Genomic DNA, 18012 nt, shown 5'->3' with positions numbered 1-18012 from the left:
AATTGGTCACAGGTCCAGAGAAAGGAAAAACCACTTAATCGATTTCAGCCATACTAACGGAGATATAAACAAAGGTTACGAAAAGTTATTGAGAAATAAAAATAATACAGCATATACCGGTGATGCCTATACGAATATATTTATTACGGTCTTCAGCTTGCTGTATACGGCTTTAAAATCGATTGGCAGAAGGGACCATAGCCTGTATCTGCATTACAACTTACATTTCCGGGAGCAATCACAGAGAAGATCAGATCTTTACAAATATTATTTCTGATTAAAAGAACAGAAATAATTATGTTTCCTGATTAAAAACAATGTGTTGTACTGCTGAAATCAGGAACGCATTACCATACTTTTCCATTGTAAAAATTTACAGGAATTTATAGCATGTTACAACCTATATGCACCTGATTTATTCAGCTAAAAAATACATGATGGAAATGTACTACTCCCTCCTGCTTTCTACCGTATATACGAAACTATCAGCTCTGTAATATCCCAAATTATATTCGATAGGCCGTTCACCCTGGTCAAATACAAAACGTTTTCTGAAAAGTATGGGGCTTCCTGGTTCCACTTCCAGTTTGGAAGCAATAAATTTATCTACGGCCTTAGCAGCAATTTCCTCTTTAGACATGGTGGCAATTATCATGTAATCCTTTTCAAGAATATCGTATAGCGGTCGCTTAAAGTCTTCTTCTCCTGTTAAGCCCACTCTCGGATGAAAATAGGAAATGAAATAAACAAAGGGCCCTTCCGCCTTGCCCCTGAGCCGTTCCAGCTTGAGTACTTTTTTGGATGTACTGATCTCAAAAAAATTAGCAACGGCTTCATCTGGTGTAACCCAGGTAACATGCAATTCAAAATTTTTTATAACTATTCCCCTGGCATTCATCTCCTGCGTAAAGCTCAGCCAGTTTTTTGATTTCGAACTAATAGCTGGTTCTGCTACTTTTGTTCCTACCCCTTTCTTCCTGATCAGTAACCCTTCATAAACCAGTTTATTTAAAGCCTGGCGCAGCGTTGATCTGGATATCGCCAATTGTTTTGCCAATTGTACTTCATTAGGCAAGAATTTACCATTCGCATATTGCGGGTCGTTTATAATTGTACGCAACAGGTTTTCTGCCTGAATGTGAAGAGGAATAGGATTCTTATGATCAATACTAAAATTCATATGTGCAAAGCAAGTGGAAAAATATCAAAAAAAACAATTTACGGGTGTTTATGTGCAGGTATGTATGTTCAAATATAAAAAATACAGTGACTACTATTATAATTATATCAATTATAATAATTTACTTTAAATTCATTATCAATTATTTAGATACAAATAAGTATTTATTTTCACAATTCTACCTGATTCTTTGTAAAAGTTGTTTTATGTACATATGTTTGTACATATAAAGTTCTGCGTTATGAAACAATCTTTGCCATTTTTATAGCCGGCCTATCAGCATCCAAGAACGTGAACAATGAAAAAAATAGCTGCCGGTATTAACAGCAACGCTGCTGATCAGTTGCAGCAAACAGGATACTATAAAACAAAATAACAGACAGGAGTAGGAATTAAATGAATATGAAAATACAAGAACTTGCTTTAAACGTGGCTGATCATCAAAATGTGGTCTGGCGAAATTCTTCCCAATCATTATTGCCAGCACAAATAGCAGCAACGGAAGAAAATGGATATAATATTTATCCCCTGCACCCGATTGGTCAGGGTAAAATACATACAGGCTATCCAACACTGGCCCGGTGGATAGCTACACAAGCGCTGGTACTGATAGATGGCTATGTTGGAATATGCTGGGACGAAGTACAGGAAGCCCTGGAGCAGGAATTTTATAAGCAGGGATTAAAGGTTAAATGGCATTTTACAAAAGCACTGCAAAAGGATACGAGCAGCATTCAACAGCTGGTTACTCCCTTTATAGGAAATGAAGGAGATGTTTGGGGCAAAAAATGTACACTGGATATAACCGCCTTTTTCCAGACCGGCCAACTATCGTCCCTTGCATTTGATCCGGCTTACGATATTAATATTGTTATTGGTACAGGAGCAGCACTTACGCATCCGGATGCGCCGGTGGTATACCTGGATATCCCTAAAAATGAACTGCAATACAGGATGCGTGCCGGTGCTGTTACTAACTTTGGCAGCAAACCCGGTGATGCTGCAGCAGAGATATATAAGCGTTTTTATTTTGTTGACTGGGTAGTACTGAATGAATATAAACAAACATTACTGAACAGGATAGTCATCATGGCAGATACACAATGGCGGAAAACCATTGCCTGGATTTTTAATACTGATCTGCTGGAAGGAATTGACAAAATCAGTCAATCTACCTTCCGCGTGCGCCCCTGGTTTGAAGCGGGAGCCTGGGGAGGACAGTGGATGAAGGAACATATTTCCGCATTGAATAAGGAAGAAATAAACTATGCATGGTCGTTTGAAATGATCGTTCCTGAAAACGGAATACTGTTTGAAAGCGATGGTAATTTGCTGGAAATACCGTTTGAATGGATGATGTTTTACCGGCATAATAATATTCTTGGCCGGCATGCAGCTATTTTCCGCTATGAGTTTCCCATACGGTTCGATTTTCTTGATACCTTCGATGGCGGCAATCTGTCTATTCAATGCCATCCATTCCTCTCCTATATCCGGGAACACTTCGGTGAAACCATTACCCAGGATGAAACCTATTATATCCTGGACTGTAAAGAAGATGCTGCAGTATACCTGGGTTTCCAGGAAGGGATAGACGCCGGTGCTTTCAGGGATCAGCTGGAGAACAGCAGGGATCACGGCATTCCGGTTAATATTGAACAATATGTACAACGGCATAGTGCCGGTAAACATGATCTGTTTTTAATACCAAATGGCACGGTGCATAGTGCAGGCAGCAATAATCTTGTATTGGAGATCAGTGCTACGCCATATATTTTCACTTTTAAAATGTACGATTGGCTGCGTCCCGGGCTTGATGGAAAACCAAGATCCATCAGCATTGAGCATGCATTCAATAACCTGGATTTTAGCAGGCAGGGAGCTGCTGTTACCAGTCAGTTACTGTCTGTACCCACTATCATTGAACAGGGCACTGATTGGCAGATCATACATCTGCCTACGCATGCGGCTCACTTTTACGATATACACCGTTTGGAATTTGATAATGAAATAATTGTCCATACCAATAATAATTGCCTTGTCCTCATGCTGGTAGAAGGTACAGCTGTTTCCGTGATCACTGCCAGCGGAGAAACTATTATTTATCACTATGCAGAAACCTTTGTAATACCTGCTGCAGCAAGGGAATGTCGTATCAAAAATATGGGCAGCAAAAGGGCTAAAGTGATCAAAGCTTTTTTAAAAGATGAACATTATATATTCACCAATATTACATCCATCTAAATTAGCATGCAGCAACAATCCAATAATAATCTGACCCTGACCACACTTGTTGTCTCTTTAGGCGGCCTCCTGTTTGGTTTTGATATGGCAGTTGTATCCGGTATATTACCTTTTGTACAGAAACAGTTTGGATTGTCTTCTGTACAGGAAGGTTGGTTTGTATCTTCCGCATTGGCAGGTTGTATCGTCGGTGTGATCTTCGCCAGTGACATCAGCGACAGATTAGGCAGAAAAAAACTATTGGCACTGTCGGCCTTACTTTTCCTGGTTTCCGCAGTGGGATGTACATTCCTCTCCTCATTCTCCTGGCTGATCGCAGCCCGTATCCTGGCAGGTATGGCAGTGGGTATTGCTTCCAGTGTGGTGCCGCTATATCTATCGGAAATTGCCCCTGCCAATAAGAGAGGCCGTTTGGTAACTTTTTACCAACTGGCAGTGACTATCGGCATATTTGTCGCTTACGGGAGTAATATCTTACTGCTGAAATATGCACCGGCACCATCACAACACACAACCGGAACATGGGTAGACTTCATTTACAACATGGATGTTTGGCGAAAAATGTTTGGTGTTGGCACACTCCCGGCTATCATGTTCCTGTTTGGTATATTATGGATTCCCGAAAGCCCGCGCTGGTTAAAGCAAAAGGCAGACAGATCTGCTATTACAGCACCTGAGGAAAGTGGTTACCGGCAGCTATTTGCGCCTCAATATCGCAGGGCTTTGCTGATAGGCATATTGCTCCCGCTCTTTTCTCAGTTCAGTGGCATCAATGCGATCATTTATTATGGGCCTACTATTTTACACAACGCAGGTATCACACTTGATAATTCACTGCTAAGCCAGCTTTTCTTCGGAGCTGCAAATGTTTTCTTTACATTTTTCGCTATTTGGAAAGTAGACAGTCTTGGAAGAAGACCTCTGTATCTTTGGGGTACATCAGGAGCAATGATCAGTCTGATCTTTACAGGTCTTTGTTTTTATAACGGTGCCACTAACGGCATCTACTTATTGCTTTGCGTGCTGGCTTTCCTGGCGTTCTTTGCCTTTTCTATCGGTCCTTTGAAGTTTGTGATTGCTGCCGAGATATTCCCAGACAGCATCCGGGCAAAAGCCTTATCATTAAGCATTATGGTGATGTGGGTGGCTGACGCAATAGTCGGACAGCTGACCCCTATGCTTTTACATTCCATAGGCACCGCACAAACCTTCTGGTTCTTCGCCTTGTTTTGCCTGCTGGCATTTATAACGGTATATAAACTGATTCCGGAAACCAAGGGACAAACGCTGGAACAAATTCAAAATAATTGGAAGAATATAATGCATTAAAGATGAAGCATTCCATTGTACTTGGGGCAGATATCGGGGGCTCACATATTACGACGGCACTCATTGATCAGCATAGCAGATCCATTATACCCGGCTCATTATACCGCGCTCATGTAAATAGTCATGGCAGTGCCGGGGAGATAATCAAATGCTGGGGGGATATCATACAAAAAAGCCTGGATACAGCAAACGGTGTAAATCAAATTGGTATCGCTATGCCTGGCCCCTTAGATTACGAAGCAGGTATTTCCCTGATCAGGGGGCTTCACAAATATGAAGCCTTATATGGCCTGAATATTAAAGAACTGCTGGCTCAACAACTTCAAACGGAAGCACGGTATATTAAAATAGCCAATGATGCACGCTGTTTTTTACAGGGTGAGCTTTTTAATGGTGCAGTAAAAAACCAGCATACGGTAACAGGACTCATACTAGGCACCGGCTTTGGATCAGCCATTGCTGAAAATGGTATAGCGAGGGATGCCTCCTTTTTTGAGACGCCCTTTTTAGCGTCCAGAGCAGAGGATTATTTTTGCTCCAGGTGGTTTGTTAAGCGCTACAACGAGCTAACCAGCCTCCAAACGGTTACTAATGTTAAAGAAATAGCCGCTCTTGCAGCAACTGAATGTCCGGCTGCCATAGCTGTATTTCATGAATTTGGATCTAACCTTGCGCTTTTTTTATCCTTGTTACGGCCAACGCCTGAACTGGTATTATTAGGCGGCAATATTGCAAAAACATTTTCTTTGTTTAACCCGGCACTCCAGGAAGGGTTAAACAAATATCATTTACAGATTTCTTTTGTGTTGTCCATCCTGGGAGAAGATGCACCACTTTTAGGTGCTGCAAGTATAATTTAACCACGTTTTATAAAATGATCTACTTCCATTCTGGCATTCATAAAAAGTACCAGGATAATATAATTCTTCAAATAATTTAAGCGTATACATATGCTATCAAATAATTTTTACCGCACTCTTAAAAGCATCTTTTTAATACTTACAGTTGTGATGCTTACACAAAATGTGATGGCGCAAAAAGAGGTGCCTTATTTTGGTAAAATAAACTGGGTTAATGGTTTTGCAAGGGAAATCAGTGGCGAAAATGTCAGTTATTTTTCTGCTTACCCGGATTATGCCACAACAGCTTTATTATCCCGCTGTACTGATGGCAACAAGACCATTGAATGGGAAACTGCACCGGTTCCCAAAAATATCAAAGGCCAATATGTTTATTTCAGCTGGGTGGCTGCTCATTCTTCGGGCACCAGCAGCGGCAGCCGTAGTTTTGATTTATACGTTGATGATAAAAAACTGTTGACCTTTACTACGCTGCCCGCTCACCAAATGCCTAACTGGACTTTTGGCGCACCCGATAGTTCAAGATTGGTATTTCAACAAACAAAAAGGGATGCTGCAAATGATGCACATGGACTGGCTTTTCTCCGGTTGCCTGTAAACAAAGTAAAACCCGGACAGGCAGTTAAAATTAAAGTGGTTGGTCATTCGCAAAACAGTAATGACTGGTATATGACTTTCAAATTTTCATTTGAAGAAAAGGTGGATATAACTCCTATGCCTTTTCTTTTAAAAAACGGGCAACAACCTATTGTATTAACTGCTTTACACTTTGGGGAAGATCAGCAGCTACTGGTCAAAGTAAATAATAAAACATCCTATTCATTTGTAGTGAAGGATGGTGTAAATACTTTTGATATACCGGTAAATGCCGTACAACAACCGGATAGTGTGTTCATCAGTGCTACTGCAGGAAAAAATATTTTGGTCAACAAGTTTGTGCATTTGAAGCCGGTTATATACCGCGAATTACATTTTATTCATCACTCGCATACCGATATAGGCTATTCCCATCTTCAACCGGAGGTTTTAAAAATTCATCTTAAAAATATTGATGATGCCTTGCGAATGATTGAGATGACTAAAAATTTCCCTGCTGAAGCAAAATTCAAATGGAATATTGAATCGTTATGGGTGGTTGAAAATTATTTAAAACAAGCATCTCCCACACAAAAAGAAAAATTTATTACTGCCGTAAAAGACGGGAGTATTTGCTTGTCGGCTTTGTATGCCAATATTCTTACAGGTTTGAGTCAGCCGGAAGAAATGTTTCATTATACCGATTTTGCAGAACAACTCCGGAAAAAATTTGGCTTTACTATCAACAGTGCCATGATCTCCGATGTACCGGGATATGCCTGGACAACAGTGACTGCCCTGGCCAAAGGAAAAGTTAAATATTTTTCCAGCGGCCCTAATTACATGGGAGAGAATCACCCTTATGGAGGAGATAGGGCGGGATATTTTGTAAAAACCTGGGGGGATAAACCTGTTTGGTGGACCTCTCCTTCAGGTGAAGAAAAAGTGTTATTCTGGACTGGTGCAAAAGGTTATTCCTCATGGCATGGAACTGCCCCGGGAGCTATCTTTGAGCGCGGGCCTAAAAAAATTGCAGCCTATCTTAATGAGCTTGCTGATAAAAATTATCCTTATGACATGGTGCAATGGAGATATAATTGTGTTTCAGATAACGGACCGATTGATACCACCATTTCAGCTTTTGTTAAACAATGGAATGAAAAATATGCTTCTCCCAAAATTATATTAAACACCACCGAAAAATTATTTGAAGCCTTTGAACAAAAATATGGAAACAGTATCCCGGTAGTTAAAGGAGATATTACACCATATTGGGAAGATGGCGCTATGTCTACCGCTGCTGAAGAAGGTAAAAACAGGGTGAATAGTTTGCGCCTGCAACAGTTGACAACACTTTATTCCATGCTTGCTCCTCAGCAATACAATAAGCAGCAATTTTATGAAGCCTGGACAAATGTGATTATGTTTCATGAGCATACCTGGGGGGCTTATAACAGTACAACAGAACCCGATGTACCATTTGTAACAGCACAATGGCGCATTAAAAAACAATTTATGTCTGATGCAGATGCGCAGGTAACTCATTTGGAAAAAGTGTTGCTGCAGCCGATCAGTAATCCTCCATCAAAAAAAATTGCAGTGTTCAATACTTCCTCCTGGAAACGTAGCGGGCCGGTGATGATATCCGGGACAGTTAACGGTAAATCTGTAAAAGACGCTGCCGGCAAAAAAATACCATTGCAAAAACTAAGTAACGGCAGCTATCTATTTATGGCCAGCAATGTGCCGCCTTTGGGAACTGCTGTATATGAAATTACAGCTGCAGCAGCACCTTCCGCTGCAACAAAGTTTATGCTTACTGACAGTTCTGTTTCGAATGGAAATATCTGGTTGAGTTGGGATAAAATAAATGGCAGCATCACCAGTTTAAAGGCCGGCAATAGTTTTAATTATGCAGGCAATTTTAATAACCAGGGATTGAACAGCTACTGGTATGTGCCGGGCTTAAATCCCGCAGATGCTGCAACAAACAGCAATATCCAGGTAAAAGTTTTAGAAAGTGGACCGGTACTTACCACTATCTCCATTACATCCGAAGCGCCTGGCACCAATAAATTAGAAAGAAGAATATCATTGTATGCAGAAAGCGATGAATTGGAGATTGAAAATATCATTGATAAAAAAGCTATCCGCGAAAAAGAAGGCGTTCATTTCGGATTTCCATTTAATGCATTGCTGACTAAAACAACATTAGATGCGGGCTATGGTTCCATGGAATATTTGACTGATCAGTTACCTGGTTCAAATATGGATTATTTATATGGTCGCAGATGGGTAGATGTATCGGCTGCCGATAAAGGATTACAGTGGGTTTTATTGGAAACCCCTTTGGTGGAGCCGGGCAATATGATTGATGAAAGACGTACGATACAACAAAGCCATAAAGAATGGAAAAAAGAAGGCAAGCCAACAGCTACCTGGTTCAGCTATGTTATGAATAATTACTGGCATACAAATTATAAAGCAGACCAGGAAGGAGTTGTTCATTTCAGGTATGCATTACGACCTCATGGCATCGTTAATGGTTCAGAAATGGAAAAAGCTGCAGCAGTATTTACACAACCATTAATAGCATTGCAGGTTAAAAACGAAGCAACACTTCCCAATGAACTCTTTGAGCTGACCAATAATGGTATTGTAGTTACCAGTATTACACCAAATGAAGACGGAAGTTATCTTATTCGTTTATTTAACCCGGAACATGCTGTGCAGCAGACAAAATTTGTTTGGAAATCATTGCTTCCTGCAGCTGTCATTGATGTACAATCAGGAGAGAAAAAGCATAAAACTGATGATGTGAAATTAGCGGCTATGGGAGTTGCTGAATTCTTATTAACAAAGTAAATTCCATGAGATCACCGGAATACCTGGTGCTGATTTTTTAGCTTTGAAAATTATTTTTGAAATGAAAAAACAAGTTTATGCAGCTTATTTCATTCTTGCTGCAGCTGTTTTCAGCACACTTTCGGTCTCCGCTTTGGAAAATCAGCATCATACAGTTATTGCTGATTCTTCTTCAAAACGTGCCGCAGCACCAGGTATCCCTACACTTGACGATATAGCCGGCGACTGGATGCCGATGGAACAAGTTGATAATATGCCGGCGGTGCATAACTTCAATCATATGTTGGTGGTCAACCGGGATCTTACCTCCTATTTCTATTATCCGGGAGGTTTGTATCCCTGGCGGAAAGGGCATCCCATAACCACATTGACGATAGATGGGCAGGAATATCCGGCGACGGAAACCCGCTGTTTTCCCTATAAGGCCCTTCGTCGCAACCGGTATTGTAATGGCATATCGATAGAAACCGATATACGAATGATCAATGAGTCAAGAAATGTAATGTGCCGCATCACTGCAACCAATACAACCATATTACCGCGTCGCGTTACGCTTGCTCTCCGTGTGCCGGGCAAACTCATGGCTGATGGCATTGGCGTTTCTAATAGCACCCAGCGTCCGGGCGTGATAGCTATCGTACGTCCGGCACGCAAACCCGATGGGGTGGCAGTGGAAAAGGATACTGTTGTTTGGCGTTGGATAGTGGAGCTTCCCAAGGGTGGTACTACGCGTGTTGAATTTGCTGCAGGAGATGAAGCGACCCCACAAGTTGCTCAAACCGATGCAGCTGTCACCAAATGGGCTGCCAACTTCAATGCCTGCTTCGATGATTGTAAAACCAACTGGGAGCATCGCTGGGCTGACGCCTTCACTCCCGGGAATAAACATTTTTCGGGACACCTGCCTGTTTTAAAAAGTAATGACGCTGCACTGATGCGCAACTACTATGTCGGCGCATGGACCATGTTAGCTTTAGAACGTACGCAGTTTCCAGTCCACCAGCGCTCTTTCATTACCAGTGGTGAGCGTGAAGATGGTACTCAGTATTACTGGGATGCATCTATGCAGTCGACTGCATGGGCGCTCCTTGAACCTGCGGGCATGAAGGCTACGCTGCGCCGCTGGTTAGTACAAAATCCGCGTAGTGGAAAAGCCAGCGGATATGCGCTCGATTTACGGGATGTCAGGGGCTTTGATACAAATCATTACGACAGCATAGGTGGTTACGCCTTCAACGCATGCACTATTTTCAAGACCATCGATGAATACCTGCGCGTGACAAACGATCGTGTCTTCCTCGACGAAAAACTGGAAAATGGTAAAACCGTTATAGCAGCCATGGATGCATTGGCCACCGACTGGGAAACGCTTCCAAAGGGGCATGACGGATTGGCTAACTACGGTGAGAATAACAATTTGCTCGAATGTGCACCAGCTTATATCAATTGCGTACCTTCCTGTAATGCGCAGAATATCTGGATGATGCGGCAAACTGCAAAGTGGTATATCCTGTATGGTAATACGGTACGTGCGAAGGAACTCGAAACAAAAGCTGCCGCCTTACTTCCCAGGGTGATAGCACTCTACAAGCCAGGCGATGGCGTTTGGAATGCCTGGCAATTAAATGGTAAATGTGTGGAACTACGTCATTGTGTGGACTTCATTTATACCGGCAATGCTTTAAAAAGAGATCTCTCCGCAACGCAAAAGTCAGAGATGATCTCCTTTGTTAAGCATGAACTACTTACCCGTGACTGGATGCGTGCCATGAGCCTGAAAGATGCGGCGGCAGTGAATTCAGACCGACCGGATCATGGTCCAATGGGCGCCTATGATGGTTGGATTCCACTCACCGTTAATACCATGTGGAATCTGGGCGATCCTGCCGGCGCCTATGCGTTCTATTGTCATACTGCAGTGGTTACACGCGAAGGCCCTTTTGCCCAGGCCCGTGAATTTTTTGGTCCCAACCGTACCGGATATGATGCGCCCGTGCGCATTGCAGCAAGGCAGGGTTGTATGAAAGAATGTATCAGCGGCGTGGCCTTCAGCGATGTGGTGATAACCACTTTCTTCGGCTTCGCTCCGGAAGCAGGTAATGCAGCTATTCCTGCCGGTTCAGCTACACCTCGCCCCTTTTCCGGCGAGTTAAGTAATATCCATTTTGCCGGTAAGGAATATACGTTTGAAGCAGGGCCTAAAGGTATTAAGGTGACAAAAAATTAGCAGAAATGAACTCCCTGCCGCAAGCAAACGAACATCAAACTCCGAAAAAGATTAAACTTTTTATGATAAAAAAAATCCACACTTTATTTTTTGTTGTTTTAATATTAGTATTAGCAACAGGAGCATTTGCACAACAGCGGCCAACAAATAATGCGGGCATTTCAAAAGTAACAGATGTATGGGTCGTATTTAAAACTCACTTTGACCTGGGGTTTACCGATTTACCGGAGAATGTTTTTGCGCGATACCGGGGAGAAATGATGGATAATGCATTAAAGGTCATAGAGAAAAACGCAACACTACCACCCAAGCAGCGCTTTGCATGGACAGTACCCGGATGGCCGCTTTATGCGCAGATATTAGGACCATTGCAAAACCCCGAACGCAAAGCGAGGATAGAAAAAGCTATCAGAGAGGGCGCAATAGTTGTACATGGTCTCCCATTTACCACACATACCGAGTCGCTTGATTATGAAGACCTGGTTCGCGGATTGGGTTACTCGTCAAAGATTGCCCGTGCCTATGGACAACCTTTGACAATAAGTGCTAAAATGACTGATGTTCCGAGTCATTCCTGGGTGCTGCCAACATTATTAAATCATGCAGGTATAAAGTTTCTGCAATTAGGCTGTAATCCTGCAAGTCAGTATCCCCGCTTTCCCCCACTTTTTTGGTGGGAAGGTGCCGATGGTTCTAAAGTCTTATGCCAATATACTTCTCTGTATGGTTCTGAAATGAAACCACCATCAGACTGGCCTTGTAAAAATTATCTCGCCATGATTATGACCGGCGACAACCATGGCCCGCCCAATCAAAAAGAAGTGGAAGACATCATTGCAAAAACCCAAAAAGAACTGCCCGGCGTAAAAATACATCTTGGAACGCTCGATGATTTTGCAAAAGCAATATTTGCTGAACACCCTGATTTACCAACTATTAAAGGAGATACACCTGACTCCTGGATTCAAGGCTTACTTTCAAATCCGCAGGAAACAAAAATTGCACGGAATATCCGTCCCTTAGCATCAGCGCTTGATGGACTGAACACACAAATGAGAATTTGGGGTATATCTACAGAATCTATTTCGGCAAAGCTGGCAAAAGCGTATGAGCAAAGTCTTTTGTACGCCGAACATACATGGGGTATGAATGCTGAATATGGTCCACGTTACAGCTATGGTGATGATTGGAAAAAATGGTTGGCAGCAGCCGAAGCAGAACCTGTTCCTGAAAATGGCGATTATTCAAAACTTAAAAATAGTGATGCACTAAACACAAGCGAAGGAAGCAAAAGAAAATGGCTGCATTCTTATGACGTAAAACGCCAATACATCCGTAATACAAACGATATTGTAAGTAATGAATTAAACGCTCATCTTGATTTACTTGCAAAATCCGTAAATGTAGCGGGAAACCGTTTGATAGTTTATAATCCGTTACCGTGGAAAAGATCAGGCATCATTGAAAATCCATGGAAAAAAGGAACATCTTTTTATGTTAAAGAAATTGCACCGGGTGGTTATGTTACCTATTCTCAAAATGATTTAAAAGAATCAACCATTATAAATGATGAGCAGTCTGCATTTAGTACACCTTATTTTAAAATAGTTTTTGATTTAACCCGGGGAGGAATATCTTCATTAATAGAAAAAACAACTGGTCGTGAATTAGTTGATAAGTCTTCTAAATATGTTGTTGGTCAGTTTTTGCATGAGCGGTTCAGCACAAATGAAGTTGATAAATGGTTTAATACTTATAGCCGGATAAAAGACGGTTGGGGCTTAAATGATTTGGGCAAACCCGGAATGATGAGTGCAGAAAAGGCGCCGTATTTAGCATTTACGCCCAATGACTGGAAAATCGCTGTTGTTCATTCAGACATTGCAGATATCGCGACTTTGACTTCATTTAATACAAAAGGGTTTGCAAAAGAATATACTTTAACATTCACCTTCCCACGCAATGCGGCTTATGTTGATGTTGAATGGTTTGTAGCATCTAAAACACCTGATAAACAACCGGAAGGAGGATGGCTTTGTTTCCCATTCGCAGTTAAGAAACCTGACTTTACGGTTGGTCGTTTGGGGGGCCCTATAAATCCTGCAACAGACATTATTTCCGGCAGCAACAGATATTTGATGGCTGTTAATTCAGGCGTTTCAATTACACAGGCAGACAAATCGGGAGTAGGACTAACACCAATGGATGCTCCTTTGATTAGTTTAGGTGAACCCGGGTTATGGAAGTTTTCTTTGGAACACTCACCAGAGATACCAGCAGTATTTGTCAATATTTATAATAACATGTGGAATACCAATTTCCCGTTATGGCAAGAAGGTTCATGGAGTGAAAGAGTTCGTATCTGGGCTATTGATACACACACACCAACAGTACCCAATCTGATTCAAAAATCATGGGAGGCGCGTGTACCTTTATTAACCGGAATAGCAGCAGGTACTGCCGGGAAATTACCAGCAAAAAATACTGGTATATCTATTTCAAGAACAGGTGTGCTGGTAACAGCTTTTGGCGAAAATCCCGATGGCGACGGAACTATTTTGCGTTTGTGGGAACAATCAGGTATTTCCGGAAATTGTACTGTCAGATTTTCTGAAGAAAGCAATGCTAAAGCAGTTCAACCAATTGATTTGCGCGGAAACCTGATCGGGAAACGGATTGTTGTGAAAAACAAAGCGTTTACTGTTAATTTAAAGAAATATGCACCAGCATCATTCTTATTGGTTTTTTAATTGAGATTTCATAAAAAAAGAATGCTAATATTGAAAACCCGGTCAGTAAGTTTTAAATTTACTGACCGGGTTTTTCAGCTTCAAATTCCTCATCTTCGGCGATAAGGTTACATTTGAAACTGAACTTATTCTGTTCTCAGGCTTTTCACCGGGTTTGATACTGCCGCTTTTATCGACTGATAACTTACTGTCAGTAATGCTATTGCTACGGATAAAAAACCTGCTATTGCAAACACCCACCATTCAATACCGACCCGGTATGTATAATTTTGCAACCATTTATACATGCCCCACCATGCCAGCGGTGCTGCTATTAAAAATGAAATGATCACCAGTTTTACAAAATCTTTTGATAATAATGTGGTAATACCGGTTACCGATGCGCCCAATATTTTTCGTATACCAATTTCTTTAACCCTGTTTTCCGCCATATATGTGGCCAGGCCAAATAAACCAAGACAAGAAATAAATATGGTGAGGCCGGCAAACAAACCAGCGAGTGTGCCCTGGAGTTTTTCATCCTCAAACTTCCTGGCATATTCTTCATCAACAAACTTTATATCAAAAGGATATTCAGCGTTATACTTTTTGAAAATAGCTGCTACCCCTTTCAGATTTTTTGCAGTAGCATTATTCCCGTTTAGTTTTATCTGCATCACGTTGAAACTCATGAAGCTGCTCTTCGCACCGCATATCAATATCGGCCTTGTTGGTTCATAAGGGCTGGTAAGAATAAAATCTTTGATAACCCCTACAATATGCCATTTAATGCCAAGGTCTCCTACTATTTTACCAATCGGGTCTTTGAACTTCATTACTTTCAGTGATGATTCATTTATAATCAGCCCCGTTGAATCGGTAGGAAATTGTTTCAAATCGAAATCACGGCCTTGTATAAATTGTAAACCTGCAGTAACACCCAACCCTTCATCAGATAAATACCGATCGAAAGCTGTGTTATCATTCGGGTCCTTTCCTTCCCAACTCTGCCCCCATCCATTGCTCCACCTTTCAGTAAGTGGAGAGTTTGTTTTTGTAATTGATTTCGCAATACCTGATGCAAGCAATTCATTTTTTATCAGTGTGTAGTTCTTAGGTATATCACCCGTCATGAAATGGTAAACGAGATTATCTTTGTTATACCCTGTCACCCGGTCACGGGCATAGTCTATTTGTTGTTTTACGATAATGGTGCAGATGATAAGAACGGTGGCAAATGTGAACTGCAATACAACCAATGCTTTTCTTGGCGTTACCAATGCATTTGCTTTTTTAAATGTGCCCTTTAACACTTTAATGGGCTGGAAAGATGAAAGAAAAAATGCAGGATAACTGCCGGCTAACAAACCAGTGAACAGGATAAACCCGATAAATGCCATCCATGTATAGATATTGCCAAAGTTTATGAATAGTTTTTTATCAATAAGCTGGTTGTAGCCGGGTAGGCTTATTTGAACAATAATGATAGCTACAATACCTGCCAGAAAGGCGATAAAAACAGATTCCCCGATAAACTGGCTGATAAGAGAACTTTTCTGAGCACCCACTACTTTTCGTATCCCTACTTCCTTCGCCCGTTTTTCACTCCGTGCAGTACTCAGGTTCATAAAATTGATGCATGCAATCAATAATATAAACCCTGCGATGATGCCAAATAGTTTTACGAATGTGCTACGGCCTCCGTTGTCTTCCACACCATTGGTGAAGCTTGAATACAAGCGCCAGCGGGTAAGCGGGTAAATAAATAGCTCCCATTTCATCGTTTTTGCTTCACCATCGTACTTCTGTTTTAATCCTTTTATTTTAGGGGCCACAGCAGCGTAGTTTGCGTTTGGCTTCAGCATCACATAAGTAGGGGTGCTATTATCGTTCCAGCCTAAATCCTGTCCCTCCCCGTATTTTAAATATGACCAAGGCAATAAATATTCAAAATTGAACCTTGTATTGTTAGGCAAATCTTTAAGAATACCGGTAACAGTAAAATTATCTTTATCCCCGATTTTTACAATTTTCCCCATTGCATCTTCATTGCCAAATAAAATTTTAGCTGTTTTCTCAGTAAGCACCACCGAGTGCATATCATTCAGTGCCGTAGAAGGATTGCCTTTCAGCATCGGGAAGCTGAACATTTGCAGAAAACCAGTATCAACTATGTTTCCCGACTTTATTATTTTTTTATCACCAACTGAAAGGAGAAAATTATTCGAATTTACCCTTACTGCACGCTCTACTTCAGGTAAATCTTTTTCCAGCGTGCGGGCCAATAATGCAGATACGGTATTCCATGACGAGATATTACCATCAATTGGTACGCGATTCCATACTTCGTATATCCTGTCTTTATTTTTATGAAACTCGTCGTAGCTAAGTTCATTTTGTATCCACAGTAAAATAAGTATCGCGGCAGCCATACCAATGGCCAATCCCGTAATATTGATGGCGGAAAAACCTTTATTACGCAGAAGGCTCCGGTAAGCGACTTTGAAGAAATTCCTAATCATAGTATATCAATTCATTGAAATGTAACGGGCAGATTTTGCGGGATGGTGTGCCAAGATAGTGCCGGATAATCATATGATTGATTTACAGTACGGTAGTAGTATCATGCATACGGGTTTGTTCATTTTCGATACAAAAACTGTCCGCTTTTGAACACTGCTTAATCGGCTTGTTTCACCAGCATATAGTTGCCGCCTGCAGCGTCTTTTTTTACCGTGTAGCCTTCTTTAAGCAACAGTTTCCAGCCATCTCCTTCTATAGTATTGCCCTGCGTTGCCAAGGGGGTACTCAGGGTTATTTTCTTCCAGGAGTTGTGCATGAGGGCACCTTTTTCAACCGTTAACACGCCCCAGTTGTCCGTTACCCGCATGGTGAGGTAAACAGCGCCTATATCTTCCAGTGGTATAATCTTTCCCGGGTTAAAAGAACAGTTCATTTTTTCCAGCGCTATATCCAGGTGGGGTTGTTGTATAAATAATTGTTTATAGGCGGCGAGTTCCTGTTGTTTTTTTGCCTCTCTGGCTGTTTCTGCAACAATAATGGTTTGTCCGTTATATTGCTGCGCCAATATAGCTGTTTGTGCTTTTAAATTGCCAGGCAGGCTGATGTTGAAAGCCTTCTTAAAATAGGCATTAAGGGAAGTATGGCTGGTAATGTCCTGATTCCATAGGGCAAGACTATCGTGCAGCAAATAGCCATAAAGCGGTATAGTGTATAAAGCAAATGATCTTACGAAAGAAGCTGTTTGCAACAGTATCGCGGCCTCTTGCTGAAAATGTACCAGTGTTTCCTGCCTGTTCCGCATGCTTGTTATCAGCCCGGTGTATTCCGCCAGTCCCTCATTTATTTCCACTTCGTTTTCTGTGCTGTCTGCCCCCGGATATAGGCTGTAGCGGTAGGCACGGAAGATTAGTGCTGCCTTAATATGCTGTTTTCTGCCTGCCAGGCTGCTTTCCAGTGCTTTCATCAGCGCAGCCAGTTCCAGTTGCAGGTATATACGGCCATTCATTTCATCAAGATGATTATTGGCTACTTCCCGGAGATCAAATTGCAGGCTGGTTTGTGCTCTATGAAACAGTTCGTGTGCCATGAGGTTAATCCTTTCATGGAAATCCGGCGGCAATGGCAGTATGATCATGGCCCATTTTTTACCACTCCAGTCAATGGCAGTATTGGCAATGTTTTTTTCTGAGGGTAACATACCAATGTAAATACTGCCTGTTTTTTTCAGCAAGCCTGCACTATCCTGCTCATTGGCAAACACCTGCCTGGTGTCAGGGTTTACAAGCAGCATAGGGCCGTAAAGGTTATGACGCCAAAGCTGCTGGCTTTCGCTGGTGGCCTGTTTTATTTCATTAAACCATTGGTACACGCTGTCGCAGAAGGCTGGCGTTTGTGCATTTGTAAAATGCACTGAAAGGAGGCTAAAGGAGACTAAAAGCAATTTTTTCATGAGTCGGGGTAAATTATTTATTGAATGTA

At 41.7% G+C, this 18012-nt stretch carries 9 protein-coding genes; 6 read left to right on the top strand and 3 right to left on the bottom strand.

Translation table 11 applies throughout. The features are described 5' to 3' along the window. Positions 1-448: 448 nt before the first annotated feature. The gene (locus CLV51_RS20675; RefSeq protein ID WP_106529979.1) at positions 449-1180 is read right to left on the bottom strand and encodes a GntR family transcriptional regulator; all 732 of its coding nucleotides are present in this window, start codon (positions 1178-1180) and stop codon (positions 449-451) included. A gap of 402 nt (positions 1181-1582) precedes the next feature. Here CLV51_RS20675 and CLV51_RS20670 point away from each other — a divergent pair, with 402 nt between their 5' ends. From CLV51_RS20670 to CLV51_RS20645, 6 genes are all read left to right on the top strand, one after another. After that, a complete protein-coding gene (locus CLV51_RS20670; RefSeq protein WP_106530073.1) occupies positions 1583-3424 on the top strand; it encodes a class I mannose-6-phosphate isomerase in 1842 nt (613 codons plus the stop codon). A 6-nt stretch (positions 3425-3430) separates the two neighbouring features. Next, a complete protein-coding gene (locus CLV51_RS20665; protein ID WP_106529978.1) occupies positions 3431-4753 on the top strand; it encodes an MFS transporter in 1323 nt (440 codons plus the stop codon). Positions 4754-4755: 2 nt separating this feature from the next. Beyond that, on the top strand, positions 4756-5613 hold the full coding sequence (locus tag CLV51_RS20660; RefSeq protein ID WP_146151335.1) for an ROK family protein: 858 nt from the start codon (positions 4756-4758) through the stop codon (positions 5611-5613). A 150-nt stretch (positions 5614-5763) separates the two neighbouring features. After that, on the top strand, positions 5764-9054 hold the full coding sequence (locus CLV51_RS20655; protein WP_106529976.1) for a glycoside hydrolase family 38 N-terminal domain-containing protein: 3291 nt from the start codon (positions 5764-5766) through the stop codon (positions 9052-9054). Between the two features lie 61 nt (positions 9055-9115). Continuing rightward, entirely contained in the window at positions 9116-11281 is a 2166-nt protein-coding gene (locus tag CLV51_RS20650) for a hypothetical protein (protein ID WP_106529975.1), read from the top strand. Between the two features lie 5 nt (positions 11282-11286). Continuing rightward, positions 11287-14031 (top strand): glycoside hydrolase family 38 N-terminal domain-containing protein, encoded by a 2745-nt coding sequence (locus CLV51_RS20645; RefSeq protein WP_106529974.1) that lies wholly within the window; start codon positions 11287-11289, stop codon positions 14029-14031. 125 nt (positions 14032-14156) lie between these two features. Here CLV51_RS20645 and CLV51_RS20640 read toward each other — a convergent pair whose 3' ends face one another. Next, positions 14157-16532: an ABC transporter permease gene (locus tag CLV51_RS20640; RefSeq protein WP_106529973.1), complete on the bottom strand. Its 2376-nt coding sequence runs from the start codon at positions 16530-16532 to the stop codon at positions 14157-14159. 158 nt (positions 16533-16690) lie between these two features. Next, the gene (locus tag CLV51_RS20635; protein ID WP_106529972.1) at positions 16691-17983 is read right to left on the bottom strand and encodes a hypothetical protein; all 1293 of its coding nucleotides are present in this window, start codon (positions 17981-17983) and stop codon (positions 16691-16693) included. Positions 17984-18012: the final 29 nt, after the last annotated feature.

This window comes from Chitinophaga niastensis, from assembly GCF_003014755.1.
GTDB lineage: Bacteria > Bacteroidota > Bacteroidia > Chitinophagales > Chitinophagaceae > Chitinophaga > Chitinophaga niastensis.
The sequence above is the reverse complement of the archived record's forward strand: the minus strand, read 5'-3'. Positions and strand labels throughout refer to the sequence as shown.